The sequence below is a fragment of the Streptomyces sp. NPDC029122 genome (assembly GCF_055569445.1).
Genome location: NZ_JBVHWK010000002.1, coordinates 267,533 through 290,531 on the forward strand (window position 1 = coordinate 267,533; position 22,999 = coordinate 290,531).

At 73.0% G+C, this 22,999-nt stretch carries 18 protein-coding genes; 12 read left to right on the forward strand and 6 right to left on the reverse strand.

Annotation, left to right across the window (positions count from 1 at the left end):
• Positions 1-504: a MarR family transcriptional regulator gene (locus tag ACZ4WZ_RS03640; protein WP_467884609.1), complete on the forward strand. Its 504-nt coding sequence runs from the start codon at positions 1-3 to the stop codon at positions 502-504.
• 36 nt (positions 505-540) lie between these two features.
• Here ACZ4WZ_RS03640 and ACZ4WZ_RS03645 read toward each other — a convergent pair whose 3' ends face one another.
• From ACZ4WZ_RS03645 to ACZ4WZ_RS03655, 3 genes are all read right to left on the reverse strand, one after another.
• Positions 541-1,713 (reverse strand): PP2C family protein-serine/threonine phosphatase, encoded by a 1,173-nt coding sequence (locus tag ACZ4WZ_RS03645; protein WP_467884611.1) that lies wholly within the window; start codon positions 1,711-1,713, stop codon positions 541-543.
• Positions 1,714-1,924: 211 nt separating this feature from the next.
• Positions 1,925-2,491 carry an ATP-binding protein gene (locus tag ACZ4WZ_RS03650; RefSeq protein WP_467884612.1) on the reverse strand — a complete coding sequence of 189 codons (567 nt, stop codon included), beginning with the start codon at positions 2,489-2,491 and terminating at the stop codon, positions 1,925-1,927.
• A 300-nt stretch (positions 2,492-2,791) separates the two neighbouring features.
• On the reverse strand, positions 2,792-3,349 hold the full coding sequence (locus ACZ4WZ_RS03655; protein WP_467884614.1) for a hypothetical protein: 558 nt from the start codon (positions 3,347-3,349) through the stop codon (positions 2,792-2,794).
• A 166-nt stretch (positions 3,350-3,515) separates the two neighbouring features.
• Between ACZ4WZ_RS03655 and ACZ4WZ_RS03660 the strand changes: the two genes are divergently transcribed.
• A complete protein-coding gene (locus ACZ4WZ_RS03660; protein ID WP_467884616.1) occupies positions 3,516-4,223 on the forward strand; it encodes a hypothetical protein in 708 nt (235 codons plus the stop codon).
• Positions 4,224-4,323: 100 nt separating this feature from the next.
• Here the strand turns inward: ACZ4WZ_RS03660 and ACZ4WZ_RS03665 are convergent, their stop codons facing one another.
• Positions 4,324-5,397: a polyprenyl synthetase family protein gene (locus tag ACZ4WZ_RS03665; protein ID WP_467884617.1), complete on the reverse strand. Its 1,074-nt coding sequence runs from the start codon at positions 5,395-5,397 to the stop codon at positions 4,324-4,326.
• Positions 5,398-5,673: 276 nt separating this feature from the next.
• Here ACZ4WZ_RS03665 and ACZ4WZ_RS03670 point away from each other — a divergent pair, with 276 nt between their 5' ends.
• On the forward strand, positions 5,674-6,762 hold the full coding sequence (locus tag ACZ4WZ_RS03670; RefSeq protein WP_467884619.1) for an AfsR/SARP family transcriptional regulator: 1,089 nt from the start codon (positions 5,674-5,676) through the stop codon (positions 6,760-6,762).
• 47 nt (positions 6,763-6,809) lie between these two features.
• Here the strand turns inward: ACZ4WZ_RS03670 and ACZ4WZ_RS03675 are convergent, their stop codons facing one another.
• Entirely contained in the window at positions 6,810-7,463 is a 654-nt protein-coding gene (locus ACZ4WZ_RS03675) for a cutinase family protein (protein WP_467884621.1), read from the reverse strand.
• Between the two features lie 352 nt (positions 7,464-7,815).
• On the opposite strand from ACZ4WZ_RS03675, the gene ACZ4WZ_RS03680 reads away from it, so the two are divergent.
• The 5 genes from ACZ4WZ_RS03680 (at position 7,816) to ACZ4WZ_RS03700 (ending at position 15,945) form a co-directional block, all read left to right on the forward strand.
• Positions 7,816-9,477 carry a DUF8189 domain-containing protein gene (locus tag ACZ4WZ_RS03680; protein WP_467884623.1) on the forward strand — a complete coding sequence of 554 codons (1,662 nt, stop codon included), beginning with the start codon at positions 7,816-7,818 and terminating at the stop codon, positions 9,475-9,477.
• 244 nt (positions 9,478-9,721) lie between these two features.
• Positions 9,722-11,233, forward strand: a complete 1,512-nt coding sequence (locus ACZ4WZ_RS03685; RefSeq protein ID WP_467884624.1) for a DUF8189 domain-containing protein — start codon at positions 9,722-9,724, stop codon at positions 11,231-11,233.
• Positions 11,234-11,319: 86 nt separating this feature from the next.
• Complete coding sequence (locus tag ACZ4WZ_RS03690) at positions 11,320-13,350, forward strand: DUF8189 domain-containing protein (protein ID WP_467884626.1); 2,031 nt, start codon at positions 11,320-11,322, stop codon at positions 13,348-13,350.
• 349 nt (positions 13,351-13,699) lie between these two features.
• Complete coding sequence (locus ACZ4WZ_RS03695; protein ID WP_467884628.1) at positions 13,700-14,509, forward strand: serine/threonine protein kinase; 810 nt, start codon at positions 13,700-13,702, stop codon at positions 14,507-14,509.
• Positions 14,506-15,945 (forward strand): serine/threonine-protein kinase, encoded by a 1,440-nt coding sequence (locus ACZ4WZ_RS03700; RefSeq protein WP_467884630.1) that lies wholly within the window; start codon positions 14,506-14,508, stop codon positions 15,943-15,945. Before ACZ4WZ_RS03695 ends, ACZ4WZ_RS03700 begins: the two co-directional genes overlap by 4 nt.
• 253 nt (positions 15,946-16,198) lie before the next feature.
• On the opposite strand, the gene ACZ4WZ_RS03705 is transcribed toward ACZ4WZ_RS03700, so the two are convergent.
• Positions 16,199-16,834, reverse strand: a complete 636-nt coding sequence (locus ACZ4WZ_RS03705) for a Tat pathway signal protein (RefSeq protein ID WP_467884632.1) — start codon at positions 16,832-16,834, stop codon at positions 16,199-16,201.
• Positions 16,835-17,015: 181 nt separating this feature from the next.
• On the opposite strand from ACZ4WZ_RS03705, the gene ACZ4WZ_RS03710 reads away from it, so the two are divergent.
• The 4 genes from ACZ4WZ_RS03710 to ACZ4WZ_RS03725 all read left to right on the forward strand — a co-directional run bounded on the left by ACZ4WZ_RS03710 (position 17,016) and on the right by ACZ4WZ_RS03725 (position 22,982).
• Positions 17,016-18,089 (forward strand): hypothetical protein, encoded by a 1,074-nt coding sequence (locus ACZ4WZ_RS03710; RefSeq protein WP_467884633.1) that lies wholly within the window; start codon positions 17,016-17,018, stop codon positions 18,087-18,089.
• 284 nt (positions 18,090-18,373) lie between these two features.
• Positions 18,374-19,465 carry a methyltransferase gene (locus tag ACZ4WZ_RS03715; protein WP_467884635.1) on the forward strand — a complete coding sequence of 364 codons (1,092 nt, stop codon included), beginning with the start codon at positions 18,374-18,376 and terminating at the stop codon, positions 19,463-19,465.
• Complete coding sequence (locus tag ACZ4WZ_RS03720) at positions 19,462-21,189, forward strand: ABC transporter ATP-binding protein (RefSeq protein WP_467884637.1); 1,728 nt, start codon at positions 19,462-19,464, stop codon at positions 21,187-21,189. Before ACZ4WZ_RS03715 ends, ACZ4WZ_RS03720 begins: the two co-directional genes overlap by 4 nt.
• Positions 21,186-22,982: an ABC transporter ATP-binding protein gene (locus tag ACZ4WZ_RS03725; RefSeq protein WP_467884638.1), complete on the forward strand. Its 1,797-nt coding sequence runs from the start codon at positions 21,186-21,188 to the stop codon at positions 22,980-22,982. The genes ACZ4WZ_RS03720 and ACZ4WZ_RS03725 overlap by 4 nt, the downstream gene beginning before the upstream one ends.
• Positions 22,983-22,999 lie beyond the last annotated feature (17 nt).

A 22,999-nucleotide genomic window follows, 5' to 3' on the forward strand; every position in this document is an offset into this window, starting at 1 on the left:
ATGCCGCACGCCTTCCCGTTGCCGTCCCCCCACCCTGAACAGGTGGCTCTCGAGGCGTCCGCTCTCCTGGAGATGCTGGACCTGCTTTGGGGCCGCGGTCAGGAAGCCATGACCGCCGTGCCGCCGTCCCAGCTGCGCGCGCTCACCGTGATCGACGAGCGGGAGGGCATGAACCTGCGCGACCTCGGCGAAGTGCTCGGCTCCACGCCCCCGTCCGTCAGCCGGCTGTGCGACCGGCTGGAAGCCGCCGGCCTCATCCACCGCTCCCGCGCCACGTCCAACCGGCGGGAACTGGAAGTGCGGCTCAGCCGCGGGGGACGTGCCGTCCTCGCGTCCGTACGCGCCGCCCGGGCGGGCGAGCTCCAGGCAGTCCTCACCCGCATGTCGCCCGCGCGGCAGCGAGCCCTCTTCGAGGGCATGACCGCGTTCCACAGTGCCGCCCTGGAGCACATGGGCGTCACCGAAGAAGCTCCCGCCGCGAACGACATCTGCGACATCGCCTGATCGACGGATGCCGCCGGGCGGCGGGGCCGGGGCCCCTCAGCCCGCGGCCGCGCGGCCGAACCAGTCCATGCACAGCACCAGGGCGTCGTCCTCGGCGTCAGCGCCACGGTGCACGGCCAGTTCCTGGAGGATGCCACGCGGCACCGCGGCGGCGGGCAGCAGACGGGTGGCTTGGATGGCCCTGGCGAGCGCCCGCTCGCTGTACACCTCTCCGCCCGCGGAAGCGGCCGCGTACACACCGTCGCTGACGAAGACCAGCCGGTCGCCGGGCAGCGCGGCGAAGTCCTGCGTCACATAAGGGGTTTCCTCGAACATGCCCAAGGGGAGCTGCTCCTCGAACTCGACGCGCTCCACCGTTCTCTCCCGCAGCCTCCACAGCTGCGGAGAGCCGGCGTCCACGACGTGTCCGCGCCCCGTGGCCAGCTCGACGGACAGCAGGAGCGTGGAGACGTACTCGGCGCCCCGGTAACGGGCGTAGATGGCCTGGTCGGCCAGAGCGGCCTGATCGGCGATCCCGATGCCCGCCCGACGGGCGTTGCGGAGGGCGTTGATGGCGAGGTTCGTCAGCAGGGACGCCTCGATCCCCTTGCCCATGCCGTTGGTGACGGTCAGGGTGAGGTTCTCTCCGGTGGTGGACCAGTCGAAGTTGTCGCCGTGGATGTCGTAAGCGGGCTCCAACTGGGCGCCGATCGCGTACTCCGGACGGGCACAGGAACGAGCGGGCAGCATCTGCCACTGCATCTCCGCGGCCAGAGTGAGCCGGGAGGCCCGGCGTGCCTGGAGGTACAGGTCGGTGTCGCGTTCGGCCACGATGATCTCGTGCCCCAGCAGCTCTGCCAGTTCCCTCAGTTCGCGGACGGCCTCGGACGTGCATCTGTGCTCGGGAAGGCGCACCGTCAAGATCCCCAACCGGTCACCCCGTACCGTGACGGGCAGATGCAGATCGACGGCGTCGTTCTCGGCCGCGTCCTGCCGGTACGGCTCCTGACTGGCGAACGCCCTGCCTTCGGGGGTGCTCTGTACGGGGAGCGGCTCCGCGGTGTGAGGCAGGAAGGTCACGGGCTGCAGGCACGTGAGACTGTAATCCGCCATGAGCAGCTCCACCGCGGTCGCCTCGAAGTGCTCGACCAGCGCGTCGCGGAGCGTACGCAGGAGATCGTCCGGAGCCGCCGTGCGGACAGCGCGCTCCACGGCCAGGAAGTTCGTCATGGTGAGGGCCATTCTGTCGAGACGTTACGAAGGGGGATGGGACCTGGGGCGGGCGGGCGCACGACGAGCCGTACGAGGCCGGGGGTGTCCGCACCAGCACCATGCGGCCGGCGCCGCGTCACCGCGTGCGCCCGGGCCTCTCCGTCGGGGGACCCCGCCGCACCCGGTCTCGGCCGTGGCGGCACTCAAATCGAGAAAGCAACGCGGCCATTTACTCCGCGGCATCGCCAGAGGGGGACCGCACGGCCCCGTGCCCGTGCGCCGACTGGGCCGGATGGCGCGCCATGCGGGCGCGGACGGTCTTCCCGCCGCGCCCTTCGCGGGTCACCGTGACCGCGTTCGCCAGGCGGTGCACCAAGGACAGTCCGAACCCGCCCGTCTCACCGCTCACGTCGGGGGGACGGATGAGCGGGAGACGGGAGCTGGTGTCGCGCACACAGACGTCGACATGGCCTTCGGCGGCCGCCAGCTCGAAGGAGCACGTGCCGCCCGTGTGGCGCAGGGCGTTGGTGACCAGCTCGGAGACGACCAGCACGACCGCGTCGCCCACGCCCTCCTCGACGGCCGGGTTTAGACCCCGCAGGAACCCCCGTGCCCGCCTGCGCGCCTCCGCGACAGCTCCGGGCCGGCGTGCCGAGAGGCAGACGACTTCCTGTGCCGGCACAGCGGCTGTGCTGTTCTCCCAGCGATTCACGCGGCTCACCTCGGCTTCTGGCCTTCCCGGTTGCGACGGCTGTCCACCTCGAAGCAGTTGCCCGGAATAACAGGCGTGTAACACCGCGTATCACACCGTGCCGGATAGCCGCACCCCGGGTTCTTCCTGCCCCGACGGGGCGCTGGCCGCGTCGCGGCGGCGAGGGCATGGAAGGAGCGGTGAAGGTGATCACCCTCTGGAGTCGGACGCGCGGAAACTCCCGGACGTTCGGGGCGCCGTCAGCACAGGCCCATGCGGCGGGCGGGCCGGTACGTCGCGGACCCGGACACGCTCAGCCGTCCGCCCGGCATGACGTACGACGAGCCGCCCGGATCACCATCCGGACGGCTCGTCACAACAGGACGAACGTCACCCGATGCGGCACTAGGACAGTGGCCGACCGCCGAGACCTGTCCGCGTGACGCCGCGGGGTGAGAACGTCATCGGTCCTATCCATCCCTGGCGGACGAGGGCGATCTGGGAGGGCAGCGGTGACACCGGGTCGAGTGCCCTCCCGCGCGCCCAGTTCTCGAACAACCCCTCGGTCGTCGTGACCGCGGACACCACCATGGTCACCTTCAGGTCCCCGTCGCTCCAGGTGTTCCACAGTGCCCAGCCCTCAGGCCGGGCGTCGACGCCGATCCGGGCGCACACCTCCTCGTACGTCTCCTCCACCCCGGCCGGCATGGCCCCGGGCTTCAACACCGAGGCTCCGACCAGGCGGACCAGAGGCCGGTCCTCGTCCAGGCAGCCGTCACCGTCGAAGTGGTAATGCCGCAGCGCCCGGGCAAGCTCGTTCACACGGCGCTGGAGCGGTGTCGCCCCTGCGGGGTCTGCCTGGAACGAGAGCCATCCTTCGTTGGACGCCTCCACGCTGACGCGGTTGGCGAGGCGCTCGATCTCCCGGAGATAGTCCAGGTCACTGAGCTCGGGTGAGGTCATGACCGGAAGTTTCGCATCATTGCCGCCGACGCCCGCACAGGATATCGATCCGGTACGCGGGACCCTGCGTACCGCACTTCCAAGGGACGTCGTTCGTCGTGTGTGTCAGTGGCGGGTACGAGGATGTGACCGTACCGCTGAACCGGCGACATCCAAGGGAATCCTCATGTCCGCACCCGCACCTGCCACCGCACCCTCCCGCTTCCCCACCGGATGGTGCGCCACCGACCTCGGCCCCCACCGGCCGTGCGAGTTCACCTACGAGGTCTACCCGCTGGAGAGCCTGCCCTCCCTGGACCCCGGCCGCCTCGACGGTGGCTTCGGGTGGCTGGGCGGGACGGCTGCGCCGGACGGGCCGGAGCCGGGTCACGGGGAGCACCTCGAGGCCGTGGAGGCAGACCTGGCCCCCCTCGGCCTGCGCCTTCCCGCCGACTTCCGCACCTTCTACCGCAGCGGCAGGCTCTGCCGCGCGTTCGACGAGGTGTCGGTGACCGGCTGCTGGAGCGACCTGTCCGGAGCGCTGCGGAGCCCGGTCGAGGAGGGCGCACGCCTCGTACGGTTCCTCCGGGATCAGCAGGACTGTGTCATCTGGTACTTGTACCTGCGTCCCTCGGGGGAGACGTTCGTGGTCTGCTCGCACCTGGACCTGGACATGGAGTCCGCCGAGCAGGAGCTGAACGCGGCACAGGCGGCCGAGTTCCGTGCCGCGGCGGCGGAGTCACTGGTGCGGTGCGCCTCGTCCTTCGAGGAGTTCGCCTACCGTTTCGTGGTGGAGAACGAGCTGTGGACGCACCTGAACACCACCGAGCCGGGCGTCGGGTTGGCCCCCCACCTCCAGGAGTACCTCGACCACTACGCGGCCGCGGCCTCCTGACCCGGGTACGGGCCGGGCATCGGCTGGGTCTGCGGCAGGGCGATGCGGACCTCCGCCTCCGCCCGACGGACGGGACGAGGGCAGGGCGCTCGGCGCCGCGTCACCTGGCTCGTTCGACGCTCCACGGCGGCAGCTGCTCGAAGAAGGTGACCGCCTCCTCCCGCCCCCACGACCGCCAGCCCGTCGCCACCGCGGACGCCTGTTGCGCATGGCGGCGCATGTCCGCCCGCATCCTGTCCGTCACCCCGCGGCGCTCCCCGATCTCGCGGACGGCGGCCACGGTCTCCGGAGTGCAGGACGGGTCACCGAGCGCTGCCACCACCACGCGGCGCTCCGCGTCGTCATCGACGGCGGCCAGCAGGGCGCGGACGGTGTAGCTGTGCTTGCCGTCGCGGAGGTCGGTCCCGGTCGGCTTGCCCATGACGGCCGCATCCCCGAACAGGTCCAGGTAGTCGTCGCGCATCTGCCCGCAGATCCCCACCAGCCGCGCGTACTCCCGCAGCTCCTTGTCCCGGGGCGCCAACGGTTCGCCCGCGGCCAGGAGTCCGAGCCGCAGGGGAGCGAGAATCGAGTACCGGGCGGACTTGTAGTCGGCCACGCAGTGCAGGACGTCTTCGTCCGGTGCGGCGGCGAAGTCGCGTTCCAGGTCGATGATCTGGCCCATGAACGTATCGGCCGCCGCCCGGGTCTGCACCTCGACCATGGCCTGCCGCAGCGCGACGGGCACCTTCGCCTCCAGCAGCACCCGCAACGACAGGGCGAGCGCCAGGTCGCCCGCGAGCACGGTCAGACCGAGGGCCGTCCGCGGGTGGTCGGGGAACCGCTCGCGGTAGGCGTAGTAGGTGGACGGGCCGCCGCGCCGGGTGGGGCTGTCGTCGATGAGGTCGTCGTGCACGAGGCCGTGGGTCTGCAGCAGCTCGATGCTCAGTGCCGCGGCGTCCAGTCCGCCGACCGGCTCGTCCGTCACCAGGCGCGCCGCCTCGTGCAGCATGACGACTCGCATCCGCTTCCCGCCCCGCAAGGACAACTCCCGCAGCAACCGCAGGCACTCCGGGGTGAACCGGCTGAACGACGGCGCATCGAGCGCGGCGCCCACCGTGTCGAAGTACTCCTCGAAGAGCGCGTTCAACCGGCGCTCGTATCCGGCGACGCGCTCGAGGATCTGCTGGGTCATGACACGTTCTTCCTGCTCGGAGTCGGTCGGGCACACCGCTGTGGACGTGCGACGGCGGAGGCCCGTGCCCCGTGGTCGGCGGCGACGGGGTCAGGAAGTGTACTGGGGGGCTTTGAGCGCCCGTCCACGCGGAGCACGATCCGCGACGTTCGTGCGGTGGGGAGGGCGAAGAAGATCTGTCACTCCGGATCGTTCCGGATGCCTTGCCCGGTGCTCCGCCACTACCTTGTCGACGGCGTCCGTCAGACCGACCAGTCCGGAGCCCGGGGAGCAGTGATGCCGACGACCGCCACCACCGACCGCCCGACCGGCGCCGTGCTCGGGCAGCAGGAGCGCGAGGTGCTCGCCGCGGTCGGCTGCGGCCTGGGGGACGGCGAGATCGCCGCCGCCCTCTCCCTCTCCGAGGACGGTGTGGCCGAACACCTCGCACGGATCCTCGTGAAGCTCGGTCTGCGCGATCGGGCCGCCGCCATCGTCCACGCCTTCGACTGCGGCCTGGTCGTCCCCGGGTCCGGCCCGCGCACGCGGGCGGTACGCCCCGTGCCGTCGGCCGCCGCCGGCCGGACGGCGGGGCCGAAGGTACGGATCTCCGTACTCGGACCGTTGCGGGCATGGCATGACGGGCGGCCCCTGGAGCTGGGGCATCTGCGCCAGCAAGCCGTACTGGCGGCGCTGGCGCTGTGCGCCGGGCGGACCCTCAGCCGGCAGGAACTGCTCGACGACGTGTGGGGGGCGGAACCACCGGTCGCGAACGTGGTGCCGGTGTACATCTACCGATTGCGCAAGGCCCTGGGCACGGGGGACGGCCCGGACGCGGTCATCGAGCACGCCCGACGCGGTTACCGGCTCGTGCCGGGCGCGGTCGACGTGGACGTGGCTCGTATGGAGCAACTGGTCGCCGACAGCGGGGCGGCCCATCGGGCGGGCGAACCGGCCGAGGCGGTAAGCCTGTGCGCCCGGGCCCTGGAACTGTTCCACGAGGAGCTGCTGGCCGGTTTGCCCGGGCCGCGCGCCGAACTGGAGCGCCTGCGGCTCACCGAGCGCAGGATCGCCATCGTGCGGCGGAAGGTGGAGTGGCAGCTGCGGCTCGGCCAGGACGCGGAAGCAGTCGCCGAGCTGTTCGCCCTGTCCGCGGCGCACCCCCTGAACGAGCCGCTGGCCGCGATGCTGATGAGGGCGCTGTACCGGCACGGCCGACAGGCCGACGCGTTGGCCGTCTTCGACCGCACCCGCCGCCGTCTGGCCGACGACCTGGGCGTTCCTCCGAGCCGGATGCTGCGGCGGACGCACCAGATGATTCTCCTCGGTGACGAAGTCGGCCTCGGCCTCACCACCCTCGGCCGGGTGGACGCGCGTACGTCCTGAGGGGCCGACGGAAGGTCCTTCACGGCCGAGGGCCGACTCCGTGCTGATTACGCGGGGTACCAGGCGCCGTTGTACCACTGCTCGTTGGCGCTGTCGTTGTGGTGATCCATGTTGAAGTCGGCGGGGTAGTTCTTGACGTGGTTGTCCGGGTAGGTCCAGATTCCGGCGGACTCGTCGCAGACGTAGTCCCAGTGGCAGATCGTCTTGACCGGCACGTTGCCGAAGAACCTGTCGGCACCGGCGAGCGGAGCACCGACGAAACCGCCGAACGGCACGGCTCCGCCGTTGGCACCGGGAGGGGCCTGGCGCTTGGGGTCCGCGATGAGAACGGCGTTGACGTTGTCGAACGTCTGCCAGTTCTCGGTGACCCAGATGTGCACCACCGCGGCGCCCAGGGAATACCCGCCCATCTTGACGTGCTGGCCCGGGCACGCGGCGCGTTGGTCGCGGACCAGGCGGTTGAGCTCGTTGACCCCTGCCCGGGCGCTCGCGCCGTTGGGAATCTGGGTGGGGTACCCGACGTGCTGCTGGATGTTGCCGTAGAAGCCGTCGTTGTTCCACGAGCTGCCCGTGCCGCCGACGACGATCGTGTAGGTGCCCTCGCACGAAGCCGCCGCCTGAGCCGCGGGCGCCTGTGCCACCGAAAGCCCGGCCGTCAGCAGAAGTCCGGCTGACGCGGCAGCGATCCGCCTTGCTCGCATTCGATCCTCCCGAAGTAGTCGGCCTGCGCGTCCGCTCTCCGATGCGGTACGCGGTCGGCCGAGGTCACCCGACGACCGTGGCAGCGGCCGATGACATCCCGATGAAACCCGCAGGGCCGACGGGCGGGGCGGCTTCGGCTCCCGGTGGTATCGGCCGATTCCATCGGCATTTCATCGGTGGCCCCTACTGTCGGCCGCCGACGACCGGAGGTTCCGGCTGGGCGCGCGGGCCAGGCGGCAAGGTCGGGAACGCGCTGGATTCCGCGCACTTCACCGCACCTGCACTTCACCGCACCTGCACTGCACTGCACTTCGCTGCACTGCACTGCACTTCACGACGGAAAGGCACACAGTGGCAGGAAACGGCTTATACCGCGTGCTCACCAGACTGGCCGTCGTGGCCGGTATCTGGGCGTTGGTCATCGGGACGACCCCCTCGGCCGCCATCGCCCGACCCGGGCCAGGTCCGGACCCGGGCGCTGAACGGTCCGGAGTCTCCCGGTATTTCGCCGGCCCGGAGGGGTTGGCCATTCCGACGGAGCCTTGTGATCCGGCCGGCCCGTCGGCCACCGACGCGATCATGGCCGACCAGCTCAACCCGCAGTTGCACGCGAAGATGGCCGGCTACTTGAACGCCTACAAGGTGTCCTGCGCGCGGATGGTCACGCAGGCGGTGAAGGATCGGGGGCTCAACCCGAGGGCCGCAGCGATCGCCATCGCCACGATCATCGTGGAAAGCAGCATGAACAACTACTCCCAGGCCGTCGACTACACCAGCCTCGGACTGTTCCAGCAGCAGGACTGGTGGGGCACCCGGGAACAGCGCCTGAACCCGGCCTACGCCACCAACGCCTTCCTCGATGAGATGGAACGCCTGTTCCCGGGCGGAAGGTGGAACAACGAGGCGATCGGTGACGTGTGCTGGAACGTCCAGCGACCGAGAGAGGACCTGCGCGGCCTGTACGCGATCGAGGCCGGCGACGCGACCCTCATCGCCCATGCGCTGTGGTCCGGCACGGGTGGTGGTCCCGAGCACCCGTACGCCTCGGGCCGGGTGGTGTCCGGGCGGTCCGCGGACGGGCGGCTGGAGGCTTTCGCCGCCGGCGCCGACGGCGTGTACCACGCGTGGCAGACCGCGGTGAACGGCGACTGGTCGCCGTGGCGGTTCGCGGGTGGTCCGCGCGATGCCCAGCTGGCGGTCGCGTCCAACGCGGACGGCCGGCTGGAGGTGTTCGCGCTGTCGGACAGCATGTTCGATCACATGTGGCAGACCGCGCCCAGCGGGGGTTGGTCCGCCTGGGAGAACTTCGGCACCGGAGGGTACCGACTGGCGGCGGGCAAGAACGCCGACGGTCGTATCGAGGTGTTCGCCTCCAACACCAACGGTGTGTTCCACCGCTGGCAGACCGCACCCAGCGGCGGCTGGGCACCCTGGGAAGGCACCGGCGGCGGCCCGGCCCGTGCGCGACTCGCCATCGAGAACGCACCCGATGGGCGGCTCGAGGTGTTCGCGCTGTCGGACGCGACGTTCGAGCACCTCTATCAGACGGGCGCCAACGGCGGTTGGTCCGCCTGGGAGGACTTCGGCGGCGGTGGACACGCCGTCACCGCCAGCTACAACCAGGACGGCAGGCTCGAGGTGTTCGCCTCCAACGCCCATGGAGTGTTCCACCGCTGGCAGACCGGCCGGGCCTCCTGGTCGGAGTGGACGGGCACCGGCGGGGTCGCCGACGCCGAGCTGGCCACCTCCCGGTCGGTCGACGGCCGGGTCGAGGTGTTCGCGATCAACGCCGACACCGCGAGCCACGCCTGGCAGACCGGCCCGAACGGGTCGTACTCCTCGTGGGAGACCTTCGGTGGCGGTGGCACCGGGATCGGCGCGAGCAACAACGCCGACGGTCGCATCGAGGTGTTCGGCACCAGCCGCGCCGGCGTCCACCACAGGTGGCAGACCGGCTTCACCAGTTGGTCGGAGTGGGGCTGGCTGAACGATTCCGGCCCCGCGATCGACTGAAGACTGTCGCAGAAGGCTCGGCCCTGGCCACGATCCCGGTCCGCGACCGGGGGGCGTCCTGTCACCTCACCACTCCCGATCAGGAGGACACGTTGAGCTGTCGCCGGCACCAGCCCCGACCCGCCACGCCCTGTCGCGGCGCGACATCGGCGCCGTCATCGACCGGCTGCGCAAGGCGCGGCCGGCTCCCCTCACGCCCACGTCCACCCCGCTCACCCCGGACTTCCCAGGAGAGGAGCGCCTCGTGCCTTCCGCACCGTCCCGACGCGCACTGAACTGGTTCCTCGCGGCGACAGCCGCCCTCCTGCCGGCACTGGTGGCCACGACTCCGGCCGCGGCCCGCACCACGGACTCCGCCGCGGCGTGCCCGGCCGCCGGTATGGTCTCCCAGCACTTCCACAGCGGTCACAACGGCGTCGACATCGCCAACGACGTCGGGACGCCGATCTACGCCGTGGGCGACGGTGAGGTGACCATCTCGGGATACACCGGCGACTACGGCCAGTGGATCCGCATCCAGCACCCCGACGGCAGGATCTCCGAATACGGCCACATGTCCCGCCGGGACGTCTCCGTCGGCGACCACGTCGCGGCCGGCCGGCAGATCGCCCTGATGGGCTCCGAGGGGAACTCCACCGGTCCGCACCTGCACCTGCGGATCTGGGGAGACCGGTCCGCCTCCTACGGCATCGACCCCGAGGCCTACCTCGCGGAGCGCGGCGTGGTGCTGCCCTGTACCCCGGGCAGCGGTCCGCGGCCCAGACCACTGGTGTATCCGGCGGAGTCGGGGCGGGTGGTGTCGGCGCGGTCGGCGGACGGGCGGCTCGAGGTGTTCGCCGCCGGTGCCGACGGCGTGCACCACGCCTGGCAGCGGGAAGCGAACGGCAACTGGTCGGCCTGGGAGCCGCTCGGCGGACCGGGCAACGCCGAGCTGGCCATCGCACCCAACGCGGACGGCCGTCTGGAGATGTTCGCCGTCAACGGGAACACCTTCCGGCACCGCTGGCAACTGTCCCCCTCGGGGGGCTGGTCCGACTGGGAGGACTTCGGCGGCGGCGGCAAGGACACCGCGGCCGGCGTGAACGCCGACGGCCGCATCGAGGTCTACGCATCCGGGCCGGTCGGGCTCTTCCACCGGTATCAAGTGGCCCCGAACGGCGGCTGGTCCGAATGGCAACCCACCGGAGGCGGCCCCCCGGACAGCCGTATCGAGATGGCGAAGGCACCGGACGGACGCCTGGAGGTGTTCGCCCTCAACGATGACACCTTCCAGCACCGCTACCAGACGGCTCCCAACGGCGGGTGGTCCCCGTGGGACACCTTCGGCGGCGGCGGCCGTGACCTGACCACCGACCACAACGCCGACGGCCGCCTCGAGGTCTTCGCCTCCGGCCCGGTAGGCGTGTTCCACAAGTACCAGACGGGCCCGGCCGGTTGGTCGCAGTGGGAGCCGACCGGCGGCCCGCCCGATGCGCAGCTCACCAGCGAACGGACCGCCGACGGCCGCGTCGAGGTCTTCGCCGTGAACGGCGCCACCGCCATGCACACCTGGCAAACGGCCGTCAACGGCCCCTACGGCGACTGGGCCGCCTTCGGGACCGGAGGCACCGAAGTCACCGCGGCCGCCAACGCCGACGGCCGGATCGAGGTCTTCGGCACCAGCCGCGCCGGCACGTACCACACATGGCAGACCGGCTTCGCCACCTGGTCGGACTGGATCTGGCTCAACGACAGCGCCGGACCCGCCCTCGACTGACCCTTCTCCGACCGTCCCCCCACACGACCCGCGGCCGGCCGTGCCCGTGCGACACCGCCGGCCGCGCGGTCCCCCTGGAGAGGCCCATGCTCCCGATCAGCAGACGGAACCTGTTACGGGGTGTCGCCGGGGCGGGCACCCTCCCGTTCCTGGCCGCCGGCCGGCCCGCGGCCGCGGCCTCCGGGGACGCCCCGCCCCACGAGTGGGTCGGAGCGGGCCCGATGGCGTACGTCCACGACCCGTCCACACCGGCCGGCCCGCGCTATCTCAACGACCACACGCTGATCAAGGCCCAGGGCCGCTGGCACCTGTTCGGCATCGTCGGGGACAGCGCACCGCGCGGCGAATCCCCGGACAGCGCGGCGGAGATCTCCTTCGCCCACGCGTCCGCGCCGACCTTGCACGGGCCGTGGGCCACCCACCCCGACGCCCTCACCGTCGACCCGTCCTACTTCGGCGAGGAACACCTGTGGGCACCGCACGTCATCGAGGCGGGCGGCAGCTTCCGGATGTTCTACGCCGCGGGCGGCGAGAACGGTGCCGCGATCAACCTCGCCACGTCGACCGACCTGTTCACCTGGACCCGCGAGCCGTCCGGCCCCCTGTTCCGGGGCCTCGCGGCGCGTGACCCGATGGTGCTGCGGGTCGGCGGCGAGTGGGTCATGTACTACACCGAGCTCTCGGGCGCGGGTGGCCGGCACGTCGTTTCCTACCGACGGTCCGCCGACCTCCTGCACTGGAGCGCTCCGGGCGTCGCGTTCACCGACGCGAGCACGGACGCGACCGTTTCGGTGACGGAGTCGCCGTACGTCGTCGAACGCAACGGCTGGTACTACCTGTTCATCGGGCCGCGGGGCGGCTACGAGGGCACCGACGTACTGGCGTCCCGCGACCCGTTCCACTTCGACCTCGCCGCATACGCGGGGCACGTGCCCGGTCACGCCGTCGAGGTGGTCGCCGACGGCGAGACGTGGCACGCCGGCTCCGCCGGCTGGTTCCGGCAAGGGCTGTACGTGGCGCCCCTCTCCTGGCGGGACACGCCACCGCCGTGGCAGAGCCCGGACCATCCGGTGGCCGGCCTCGACGTCGGCGGCCGCCTCACGGTGTTCGCCCTCGACGCCTCCGACCGCTCGATGCTGCGGCGCGTCCAGATCGACCCGTACACCGACACCTGGACGCCGTGGGAGCCCTTCGGAGGGCCGGCCGGCGCGGTTCCCACGCTCGGCCGCACCACCGACGGCACGCTGGAGGTGTTCTCGCTCGCCCCGGGCGGCGTCAACCTGCACCACCGGGTGCAGCGGCCGGACGGCGGCTGGTACGCGTGGGAGGAGTTCGGCGGCCCGGCCGGCGCCGCCCCTGCCGTAGCCCGCGACGCCGGCGGCCGGCTGGAGGTCTTCGCCCTGAGCCCCGGCGGCGCCTCCGTCGCGCGACGACGGCAGCGTTCGCCCGGATCTCTGGACTGGGACCCGTGGGAGCCCGGCTTCGGCGGGGCCGCGGGCGCGCCACCGGTCGTCGCGGCGAACGCCGACGGCCGGCTGGAGGTGTTCGCCCTCGCACCCGGCGGGGCCGCGATCCAGCACCGCTGGCAGGAGGCCCCGGGCGGCGCCTGGACCCCCGCATGGCACCGCTTCGGCACCGCCGCCGGCGCCGCACCGCGGGTGGCCGGGGACGGCAGCGGCCGGCTCACCGTCGCCGCGATCGGACCGTCGGGCCTGGGAACCTTCTCCCGGCACCAGTCCGTGCCGAGCGGCCGCTGGGACGAGTGGCGGCCGATGTCCGGCTGGAGCGCCGCCGCCCCGGCGTTCGCCGTCAACGCCGACGGCCGGCTGGAGGCGTTCTTCCTGACGCCCGGCGGCGCCCGGCTCAGCCACCGCTGGCAGGTCGCTCCGGGCGGGAGCTGGGATCCCGGCGGGGAGTTCGGCGAGCCCGGCATCCGGCTCGCGGCGACGCCCGCGGCCGCGCTCGACCCCACCGGGCGGATGCACGTCTTCGCCGTCACCACCGAGGGCCGGATGAGGACCCGCGTCCAGGCCCGGCCGAGCGGCGGGTGGCGGCCGTGGACGGCCTTCGGCGATCGCGCGGTCGCACCCCTCGTGTCGGGTGCTCCCGCCCTCTGAGGCCGGAGCGGGGGACCGGAGTTCGGATTTCGTCACCTGAACGGGCGAAACGGTGGTCCGCTCGCGCTGCGAACCAGCCGAACCGCCCTCACTTCCCTCGGCACACGGTGACTTCGCCCACCTCGCCCGGTGCGTGACGAGGCATCCGCGCCCGGCGCGTGCGCGCAGGCCCCGTGCCCCGGCCTTCGGCATCGGCGGTCCGTCCTGCGACACCTCGGCGTGAGATCTGCGGCCGGACCGCCGGGCGACGGTCCCGGCCGAAGTGGCCGAAGTACGCCGGTGAACTCCCCTGAGAGATGAGTATCGTTCCGCTCGTCCGGCAAGTGCGACGCGTGGAACAGGGGGAACGGTGAGCGGCGTAGTCGTCCATCTGCCGCAGGGAAGTGGTGGCGCCGACGACGGCGAACCGTGCGGTGACCCGGTGACGTTACGGCTCGGCCCCGGCGAGGTCGCCCGCTTCGGACGGGGCTCCACGACGGTCCCCGTCGAGCTGCGCCTCGCCGACGCGGCGATCTCCCGGCTCGCCGGGGAGATCCGCGTCACCGACGACCACTGGCAGTTGACGAACCACAGCACCACCCACAGCTATCTCGTGGAGAACCCGGAGGGAGCGGGGGAGTACCTGAGGGTTCCGCCACGACGGGTCGGGGCGCCCATCCCGTTCGAGTTCTCGCGCGTGGTGCTGCCCACCCGCGGTGACGTCCCCGTCTCCTTCCAGGTGTTCGCGCCCGACCACGTCTACCTGGACCCGGACGCCATGGGCGTCCCCTGGGGGAACCGCACGGTCACCGCGTACTCCCTGGACGAGACGGCCACCTACTTCCTCGTCCTCGTCGCCCTGTGCGAACCGCGCCTGCGGGACCAGTCCCGCGTGGCGGTCCCCACCACTCCGCAGATCGTCGAGCGGCTCAGGTGCCACGGCGCTCACGACGCCCTGACCGCTCGGGCGGTCAGTTCGCACATCGACTACCTCGCCGAGGAGAAGCTGCGCATCGGCGTCCCGGACACCGACGAACGCGGCAAGGCCGACCGCCGCAACGGCAAGCGGGAAGAGATCGTCGGGCTCGCGCTGCGTTTCGGGCTGGTACGGGAAGAGCACCTCGCGCTGCTGCCGTCCCTGACACGCGCCGGCGGGCGGGAGCGGCAGGCGGGGCGATGACACCGCCTCACGGCCCGGGCTGCACCACGGAGAGCGACCGCACGGACCTGCTCCCGGCCGGCTACCGGGTGGGAGACTGGGTGGTCACCGAGCTGATCGGGTCCGGAGGCTGGTCCACGGTCTACGCGGCGCGGCCGGCCGACAGGCGCCCGGACCGGAACGGCGGGGCCCCCGCGGACCGGCCTCCGGGCCCCACCGACGTCGCGCTGAAGATCATGCCGACCGCCGGACTCGCGCCGCGCCAGGCGCGCCAGACCGTGGAATCCGCCCGCCGCGAGGTCGAACTCGGGCGCAGGGCGGGGCATCCCCGTCTGATCGGGTTCCTGGAGACCTTCGTTCTCGCCGCACCGGACCGGCCCTCCCTGGACGGCGCGATCGTGCTGGTCATGGAAAGGGCCGCGGGCAGTCTGCGGGAACTCGTCGACGCCGGTGTGCCCGAGGCCGACCGCGGCCGGCTGATCGCGGGAATCTGCGAGGGCCTCTCCCACCTCCACCGGTCGGGATGGGTCCACGCCGATCTCAAGCCGGAGAACGTCCTCCTGGGCACGGACCGCTCCGTGAAGCTCTCGGACTTCGGCCTCGCCACCGAGCTGACGGGGACGCACGGGTACGTGCCTCCCCTGGGCACCCTGGACTACCTCCCGCCCGAGCGCTGGAGGGCGCCCCTCGGGGAACTGGGCGTGCAGGTCAGGCCGAGTGCCGACATCTGGGCCCTGGGCATCGTCATCCACGAGGTGTTCGCGTCCGGTGGCTCACCGTTCTCCGGTGCCACACCCGTGGCGCGGGGCGCCGCGGTCCAGGAGTACGGCGCGGGGCGCGCCCCGCTGCGCATGGACGACGCCCTGCCACCGTTCTGGCGTGCGCTGGCCGCCGACTGCCTCGCCCCGACCCACGCGGCCCGCGCCGCGCACACCGCCGAGAGCCTGCTCGCCCGCATCCGCGCCCACCAGGGGACGCGGGGGACGGTGCCGGGACGGCTGCGGGGCCGGGCCCGCGCCGCCGTCCTCGTCACCGCGCTCTGCGGGATCGCCGGCGCCACCCTGTACGCGGACGCGCAACGGGTGAGCCCGCCGGCACCGTCCGGCCGTCCGGACGCGACGGCCGGCGAGATCCGGGTGTTCAACGCGGAGCGTGGCTGCCAGGAGCGGGCCGACCGCGACCCACGGTGCAGTCTGGGCCTGGCGATCGATCCCCTGAAGCCGTACGCCGCGGACAACGTCGTACCGACCCGGGTGTGGCACGGAGACGTCCTCGCCGCCGACTGCCAGTCGGCCGACGGGCAGCCCATCATCGACGAGGAGGGCCTGCGGTCCACCCACTGGTTCCGCGTCCGTCTCCCGCGCGGCTCCGCGCCCCCCACGGCGTGGCTCCCGGCCGTCCGCACCAAGGAACGGCCGGCGCTACCGGGATGCCCGCACCCCACGGCCGTGCGCTGAGGCGGACGACCGCGCCGACCGCCCGCCGACCGGGAGGGCCGGCGGCCGGTCGGCTTCGTGCGGGGTTGCTCTGATGAACGGGCGGACGGACCCGGCGACGGCGGCGGAGGCTGTCAGCCCCGGCCGTCACACGCCTTGCAGTCCCCGCTCCCCTTGCAGCTGTCGCACTTCGCCCCGCTCCAGCCCCGGAAACCGGAGCCCCCGCACGTGGTGCACTTCCCGTCGCCCTTGCAGCGCTGGCACATGCCCTCCCTCACCCCCGGCCCTTGGCGGGCGTGTACACGTGGGCCTTCTCCCAGCCCGGCGCCTTGTTCAGGACGGCACCGAAGTACCGGTTCGGCGGGGTGGCGGCACCGTCGGGCAGGCGGCCGCCGCCCAGGGAGGGGCTGTACTTGCGGAAGATCGCGATGGCCTTGGTCAGGCAGTTGTTGTGGGTGACCTGGTAACCGTTGGCCTTCATGTTCTCGTACGTGCGCTGCGCCGCCCGCAGGTCGCCGCCGGGGGTGTTGGTGCACCGGTAGTGGTCGTAGAAGCCCATCCGGTGCCCGCTGTCCGGCTTCAGGCTCTTGCGCAGCGCCTCCCAGGACCCGCCGGCGATCCAGCTGCCGTTGGGCTTGCCGGGCTCGGTGTACGAGTCGCCCTCGGCGTTCTCGGTCGCGCCCCAGATCCAGTGCCCGGCGTTCTTCGGGTCGCGGACGGCCCAGGCGATGTGCCCGGCCCCGCGCGCCCCCTCCGCGTCCTGGAAGAAGCACACCCGCCCGCCGGCGGCGGCCTGCGCCTGCCCCGCGGGCAGGACGGCGGGGGAGGCGGCACCGAGCAGGGCGGCGCTGAGCAGCGGGACCGCGAACGCGGCGCGGCGGCCGCCTGCCCGAGTGAGTGATCGGATCATGCCGTTCTTCTCCTCTCCGGGGTGAACCCCGGTCTGAGCGGTGCGTCCGTCGCACCGCCGAGAACGACAATGACCGCTGGTCCGGGGCCGGAGGAGGCGTGGCGGGCGGTGGAATGCTGCACCGCCGGTTTCACCGCTCCGACCTGCGGTTTCAGTGAGTCGGTACAACGTGTGCAGGGGTGTGGTCGCATTGGGGGGTGCTCGTCCGTCGTTCATCGGGCTGGCCACGGCGTTCGGCGGGGCACTGGACGAGTGGTCGGCGGCGGTCAAGGACGCCCTCGCCGCGCAGGGCCGGTACCAGAACTGGCTGGCGCGCAGGCTGGGCACACCCGCGCCGAAGGTGTCGTTGTGGCTGCGGGGGCGGGAGCAGCTCTGGCTGAGCGGCGCGGGACTGCCCGGCGCGGCCACCACGCGGGCCATCGTCCGCGAACTCGGCCTGGAGGGCCCGCGGGCGGAGCGGCTGGCCGATCTCGCGGCCCGCGTCGACGGCCTCCAGCGGCAGTTGGAGGACCTCCACCCCCGGGACTGGCGCAAACGCGTGGTGGAGCACCTCCGTGACAGCCCCCCGGACACGCCGTCGCCCGCCATCCCGGCGACGGCGCCCGGCGAGCCCACCACGCCCCTGCCCGACGGCACCCCTGCGACCCGCCGCCACTCCCGCCGCACGGCGTCCCGGCTGGCGGCAGCGGCCGCGGCGGGAGTGGCGGCGGCCGCCCTCGTCGCCCACCTCGCCCCCACCCGCACGACCCCCGACGCCGCGAAGCCCCCCGCACCCCCGCGGGCGGCGACGACCACCGCGGCGCCCGTACCGGCAGCAGCGCTCGAACGACCGGGCCTGGAGAAGGACACCCTCGGCGCCGACAGCCGCTGCGGAGAACCCGTCCCCGGGCCGGAGTCGGTGGTCTGGCGGGTGTGCGCCCGGGTGGACGCGGACCGCGTGGCGTTCGCCGTGAAACTCACCAACCAGGCCGACCGCGCGGCAACGGCCCGCGTCCGGGTCAGGGTGCAGTACGCACGGCAGAAGGCCTTCCACCCCTGCCCGGAGGCACCGAACCCGGAGCCCGTCGACGTCCCCCCGGGCCGCACGGTCATCACCGACCCGGCCCGCTGCTCGCTCCCGCGCGAGCCGGTTCCGTACGCGTACCAGGGAGTCGGCTGGGTGGTCCCGGCGCACGCCGACGCCGGCACGTACGAACTCTCCCCGACGGCCCACGTCTACCCGGACCGCACCATCTGGAAGCCCGACCTCCTCTGAGCCGGCGCGGTGCCGCTGGAGCGGGCCGGTCGTGGGCCCCACGGCGGGTGTGGAGGGCGCGTCCGCGGGGGCGGCCGGATTGCGCGGGGTGTTCTTGCGGGGCTTTGGGGGGTGTGCCAGCATGCCAGGACGTGATCGTGATCTTGGAGTCGGCTGTGGTGCCCCCGTGAGCGGGCCGCGGCGATCCGCTGACGAGAGGTGCGACGTTGAATTCGTCTGCCGACACGGCACCATCCGCTGGAACGAACCCGTCCGGCCAGCCCGGACGGCCTGAGCCGGCCTTCGTGCCCGGCCAGGTCCCCCGTCCCGGCGGTGCCGGTCCGGACGTCGCCGCCGTCGATCCGGTCGTCGAGCGGTTCCACTTCCTCGTGAACGCCCCGGCCCTCTTCAACGCCGTCGTCACCGCGCTCGAATGGGACGTCTTCGGCCATCTCTCCGCCCGCCCCGGCGCCTCCCTCGAAGAGCTGCGCGCGGCCGTCGGGGTGCCGGCGCACTCCCTGCGGGTCCTGCTCCACGCCGTGTGCACCACCGGCCTGCTGGAGCGGGACGCCGACGGCGGCTACCGCAACGCGCCCGCCGCCGCCGAGCTCCTCGCCCCCGACAGCTGGCGCCACATCCTCACCGGCTGGCGGGAGATCTACTACCCCGCCTTCTCCCGCATGAGCGAGGCCCTCGCGGCCGGCACCAACCTCGCGCTCGATGCGCACCCCGGCGACGAGCCGACCCTCTACCGCCGCCTCGCGCACGACCCGCAGCTCGAGGCGGTCTTCCACCGCAGCATGAGCGCCTTCACCCTCAAGAGCCTCGACGCGCTCGTCGAGACCGAGGAGTTCGCCACCGTACGGCACCTGCTCGACATCGGCGGCGGCGACGGCACCACCAGCGCCCGGCTGCTCGCCCGCCACCCCGGCATGCGCTCGACCGTCTTCGACATCCCGTCCGTCGCGCGGCTGGCGGCCGAAGCGAAGTCCGAGGCGGAATCCGGGGCGGAATCCGGGGCCGGAGACCGCATCCGGCTGCACCCCGGCGACCTCTTCACCGACCCCTTCCCGCCCGGCGCGGACGCCGTCCTCTTCAGCCACGTCCTGGAGATCTTCTCCGGCGGGCAGATCACGGAGCTGCTGGCGAAGGCGCACGCCGTCCTCCCCTCCGGCGGACGGGTGTTCGTCTACGGTTACAACGCCTCCGACGACGAGACCCGCGGCTGGTACTCCGCGCGCCTCTCCCTCTACCTCAACGTGCTCGCCAGCGGCCAGGGCATGGCCTACCCGGCCCGCGACTACGAGGACTGGATGCGCCGGGCGGGCTTCGACGCCGTACGCACGCTCACCGGCTACCCCTACGAGCACGGTCTGACCATCGGCACCAAGCCGTGAGCCGCGACAGGTTCCCCGCCGCCGACCCGGGGGCGCCCGCCACCGGCTCGCCGGTCCGCTTCCTGGTGTGGCTGGCCACCCGCCACCGCGGCAGCCTCGCCCTGGCCACCGTGTTCGGCGTGCTGTGCACCCTCGCGCAGGCGCTGGTGCCGGCGGCCGTCGCCCTCGGCATCGACCGGGGGCTCCTTGAGCGCGACCGGGACGCATTGCTGCTGTGGGGCGGGGCGGTCCTCGCCCTCGGCGTCTTCCAGGCCGTCATCGGCATGCTGCGCGACCGGGCGTCGACCACCAACCGGTTCGGCGCCGTGTACGGGACCACCCAGCTCGTCGTCCGCCACGCCGCCGACCTCGGCGCCGACCTGCCGCGGCGTGCCTCCACCGGCTCCGTCGTCAGCGTCAGCGCCTCGGACGTCGGCCACCTCGGCACCGCCCTGGAAGGCACGGCGCGCGGCACCGGAGCCGTCGTCTCGATCCTCTTCGCCGCCGTGTTCATGCTGGTCACGTCCTGGCAGCTGGGACTGGTCGTGCTCGTCGGCGTCCCGCTGATCGCCGTCGCCGTCACCCGGCTGATGCGCGTCCTGCACGGCCGCCAGCAGCGGCTGCGCGAGCAGCAGGGGGCCCTCACCGACCTGTCGGTCGACATCATCGACGGGCTGCGCGTCCTGCGCGGCTTCGGCGGTGAGAAGACCTACGGCCGTCGCTACCGCGAGGGCTCCCAGGCCGTGCGCGCCGAGGGCACCCGGGTCGCGGCCACCGTCGCCGACATCGCCTTCCTGCGCGTCCTGCTGCCCGGCGCGCTGCTCGTCGCCATCGTCTGGCTCGGCGCGCACCAGGTGAGCACCGGCCGCCTCGAACCGGGCCTGCTCGTCGCCTTCTACGGGTACGCCGTCTTCCTCACCGACCAACTCGGGCAGGTCACCGCCATGCTCGACCAGCTGACCCGCGCCAACGTCGCCGCCGGCCGCGTCCTGGACTTCCTGCGCCTGGAACGGGAACGGCCCGGCGGCACCCGCCCGCTCGACGACGGCGCGGACGGCCTCCCGCTCCACGACCCCGACTCCGGGCTGACCGTCCCGCCCGGCCGGCTCCTCGCCGTGGTGTGCGGCACGGAAGGGGACGCCCGTACGCTCGCGGAACGGCTCTGCGGCCACACCGGCTCCGCGGTCCTGCTCGGCGACACCCCCCTCTCCGCCCACCGCACCGACGACGTACGCCGCCACGCCCTCCTCGCCGACAACGACGCCACCCTCTTCGCCGGGCGGCTCGGCACCGAGCTCGACCCCCGAGACCGCCCCGACAGCCCCCGCGACGGCCGGCCCGCCGACGCCCTCCTCCGCGCCCTCGACGCGGCCTCCGCCCGCGACGTCGTCGACGCCCTCCCCGACGGCCTCGACCACGAGAGCACCGGCGGACGCGAGTTCTCCGGCGGGCAGCAGCAGCGGCTGCGCCTGACCCGAGCCCTGCTCGCCGACCCGCGGGTGCTCGTCCTCGTCGAGCCCACGAACGCCCTCGACGCCCACACCGAGGGCCGCGTCGCCCGGAACCTCGGCCCCTACCGCGCCGGCCGCACCACCGTCGTCTTCACCACCAGCCCGATCGTCCTGGACCGCGCCGACTCGGTGGTGTTCGTCAAGGACGGCAAGGCCGTCGCCGAAGGGCCCCACCGGACCCTCCTCGCCGACCCCGACTACCGTGCCGTCGTCACCCGTGAGGTCCTGGCATGACCGCCCCCGCCCCTGCCGACACCGCCCCGGATCCCGACGCGGCCCCCGGCGCCCCGCCCGCCGATCGGCTGCCCGTCGCCTCCGCCCGGGAGGTCCGGGCGCAGGCCCGGCGGACCGTGCTCAGGCACCGCCGCCCCCTGGCCGGCTCCCTCGCCCTGCACGCGCTGGCCTGCGTCGCCGCGCTGGCCGCACCCCAGCTCCTCGGCCGGATCGTCGAGGACGCCGCGCACGGCACGCTCGCCGTCACCCCGGTCGCCCTCGCGATCTGCGCCGCGGTCGTCCTCCAGGCGGTCCTCACCCGCTTCGCACGGCTGGCCTCGCTGCGGCTCGGGGAGACCGTACTGGCCGAACTGCGGGAGGAGTTCGTCGACCGGGTGCTGTCCCTGCCCACCCCCGTCGTCGAACGGGCCGGCACCGGCGAGCTCGTCACCCGGACCACCCGGGACGTCGACGTCCTCGCCCTCACCGTGCAGCGGGCGATCCCCGACACCCTCGTGGCGGGCACCACCATCGCCCTGACCATCGGCGCCGTCTGCCTCACCGACCCGCTGCTGGTCCTGCCCTGCCTGGTGGCCGTCCCCGTGCTGTGGCTGTCGACCCGCTGGTACCTGCGGCGGGCCCGCGGCGGCTACCTGCGCTCCAACTCAGCGTACGCCCGCCTCACCGACACCCTCGGCGAGACCGTCGCCGGCGCCCCCACGGTGGAGGCGCTCCGGCTCCAGGGGCGGCGCCGGCGCCGCACCGACGCGGACATCGCCGCCTCGTACGCGGCCGAACGGCACACCCTGAACCTGCGCAGCACCTACCTGCCGATCGCCGACACCGGCTACATCCTTCCGGTGGCCGCCACCCTGGTCATCGGCGGGCTGATGTACATCGAGGGGCTGGTCGGCCTGGCCGCCGTCACCGCAGCCACCCTGTACGTCCAGCAGGTGATCGGGCCCGTCGACACCATGCTGTACTGGATGGACGAACTCCAGGTCGGCGGCGCCTCCATGGCCCGCATCCTCGGCGTCCGCGCCGCCGCCCCCGCCCCCGCCGCCGCGGACACGGCCCCGCGGCCCGAAGCCCCCCGCGACGGCGCGATCGACGTACGGGGCGTCCACTTCGCCTACCGGGAGCGGCAGGAGAGCCTCCGCGGCATCGACCTGCGCGTACGGCCCGGTGAGCGGCTGGCGGTCGTGGGCCCCTCCGGGGCCGGCAAGTCCACCCTCGGCCGCCTCCTCGCCGGGATCGACGGCCCCGGCCGGGGGACCGTCAGCCTGGGCGGCGTTCCGCTGACGGAGCTGCCGCCGGACGAACTGCGCCGCGGCGTCATCCTCGTCACCCAGGAGTACCACGTCTTCCGCGGGACCCTGGCCGACAACCTGCTCGTCGCCCGCCCCGACGCGACCCCCGCGGACCTGGAGCGCGCCCTGCGGGCCGTCGCCGCCTGGGAATGGGCGTCGGCGCTGGGCCTGGACCACGAGGTCGGCTCCGGCGCGGCCGAGCTGCCCCCCGCCCGCGCCCAGCAACTGGCCCTCGCCCGGCTGCTGCTGCTCGACCCCCCGGTCGTCGTCTTCGACGAGGCGACCGCCCTGCTCGACCCGCACACCGCGCACACGGTGGAACGGGCCCTGGCCGGGCTGCTCGGCGGCACGGTCGTCTCCATCGCCCACCGGCTGCACACCGCCCACGACGCCGACCGCGTGGTGGTGCTGGAGGACGGCCGGATCACCGAGAGCGGCACCCACGACGAACTGGTGGCCCGTGGCGGGGCGTACGCGCGCCTGTGGAAGTCCTGGCACGGCTGAGGCGGCACGGCGCCGGC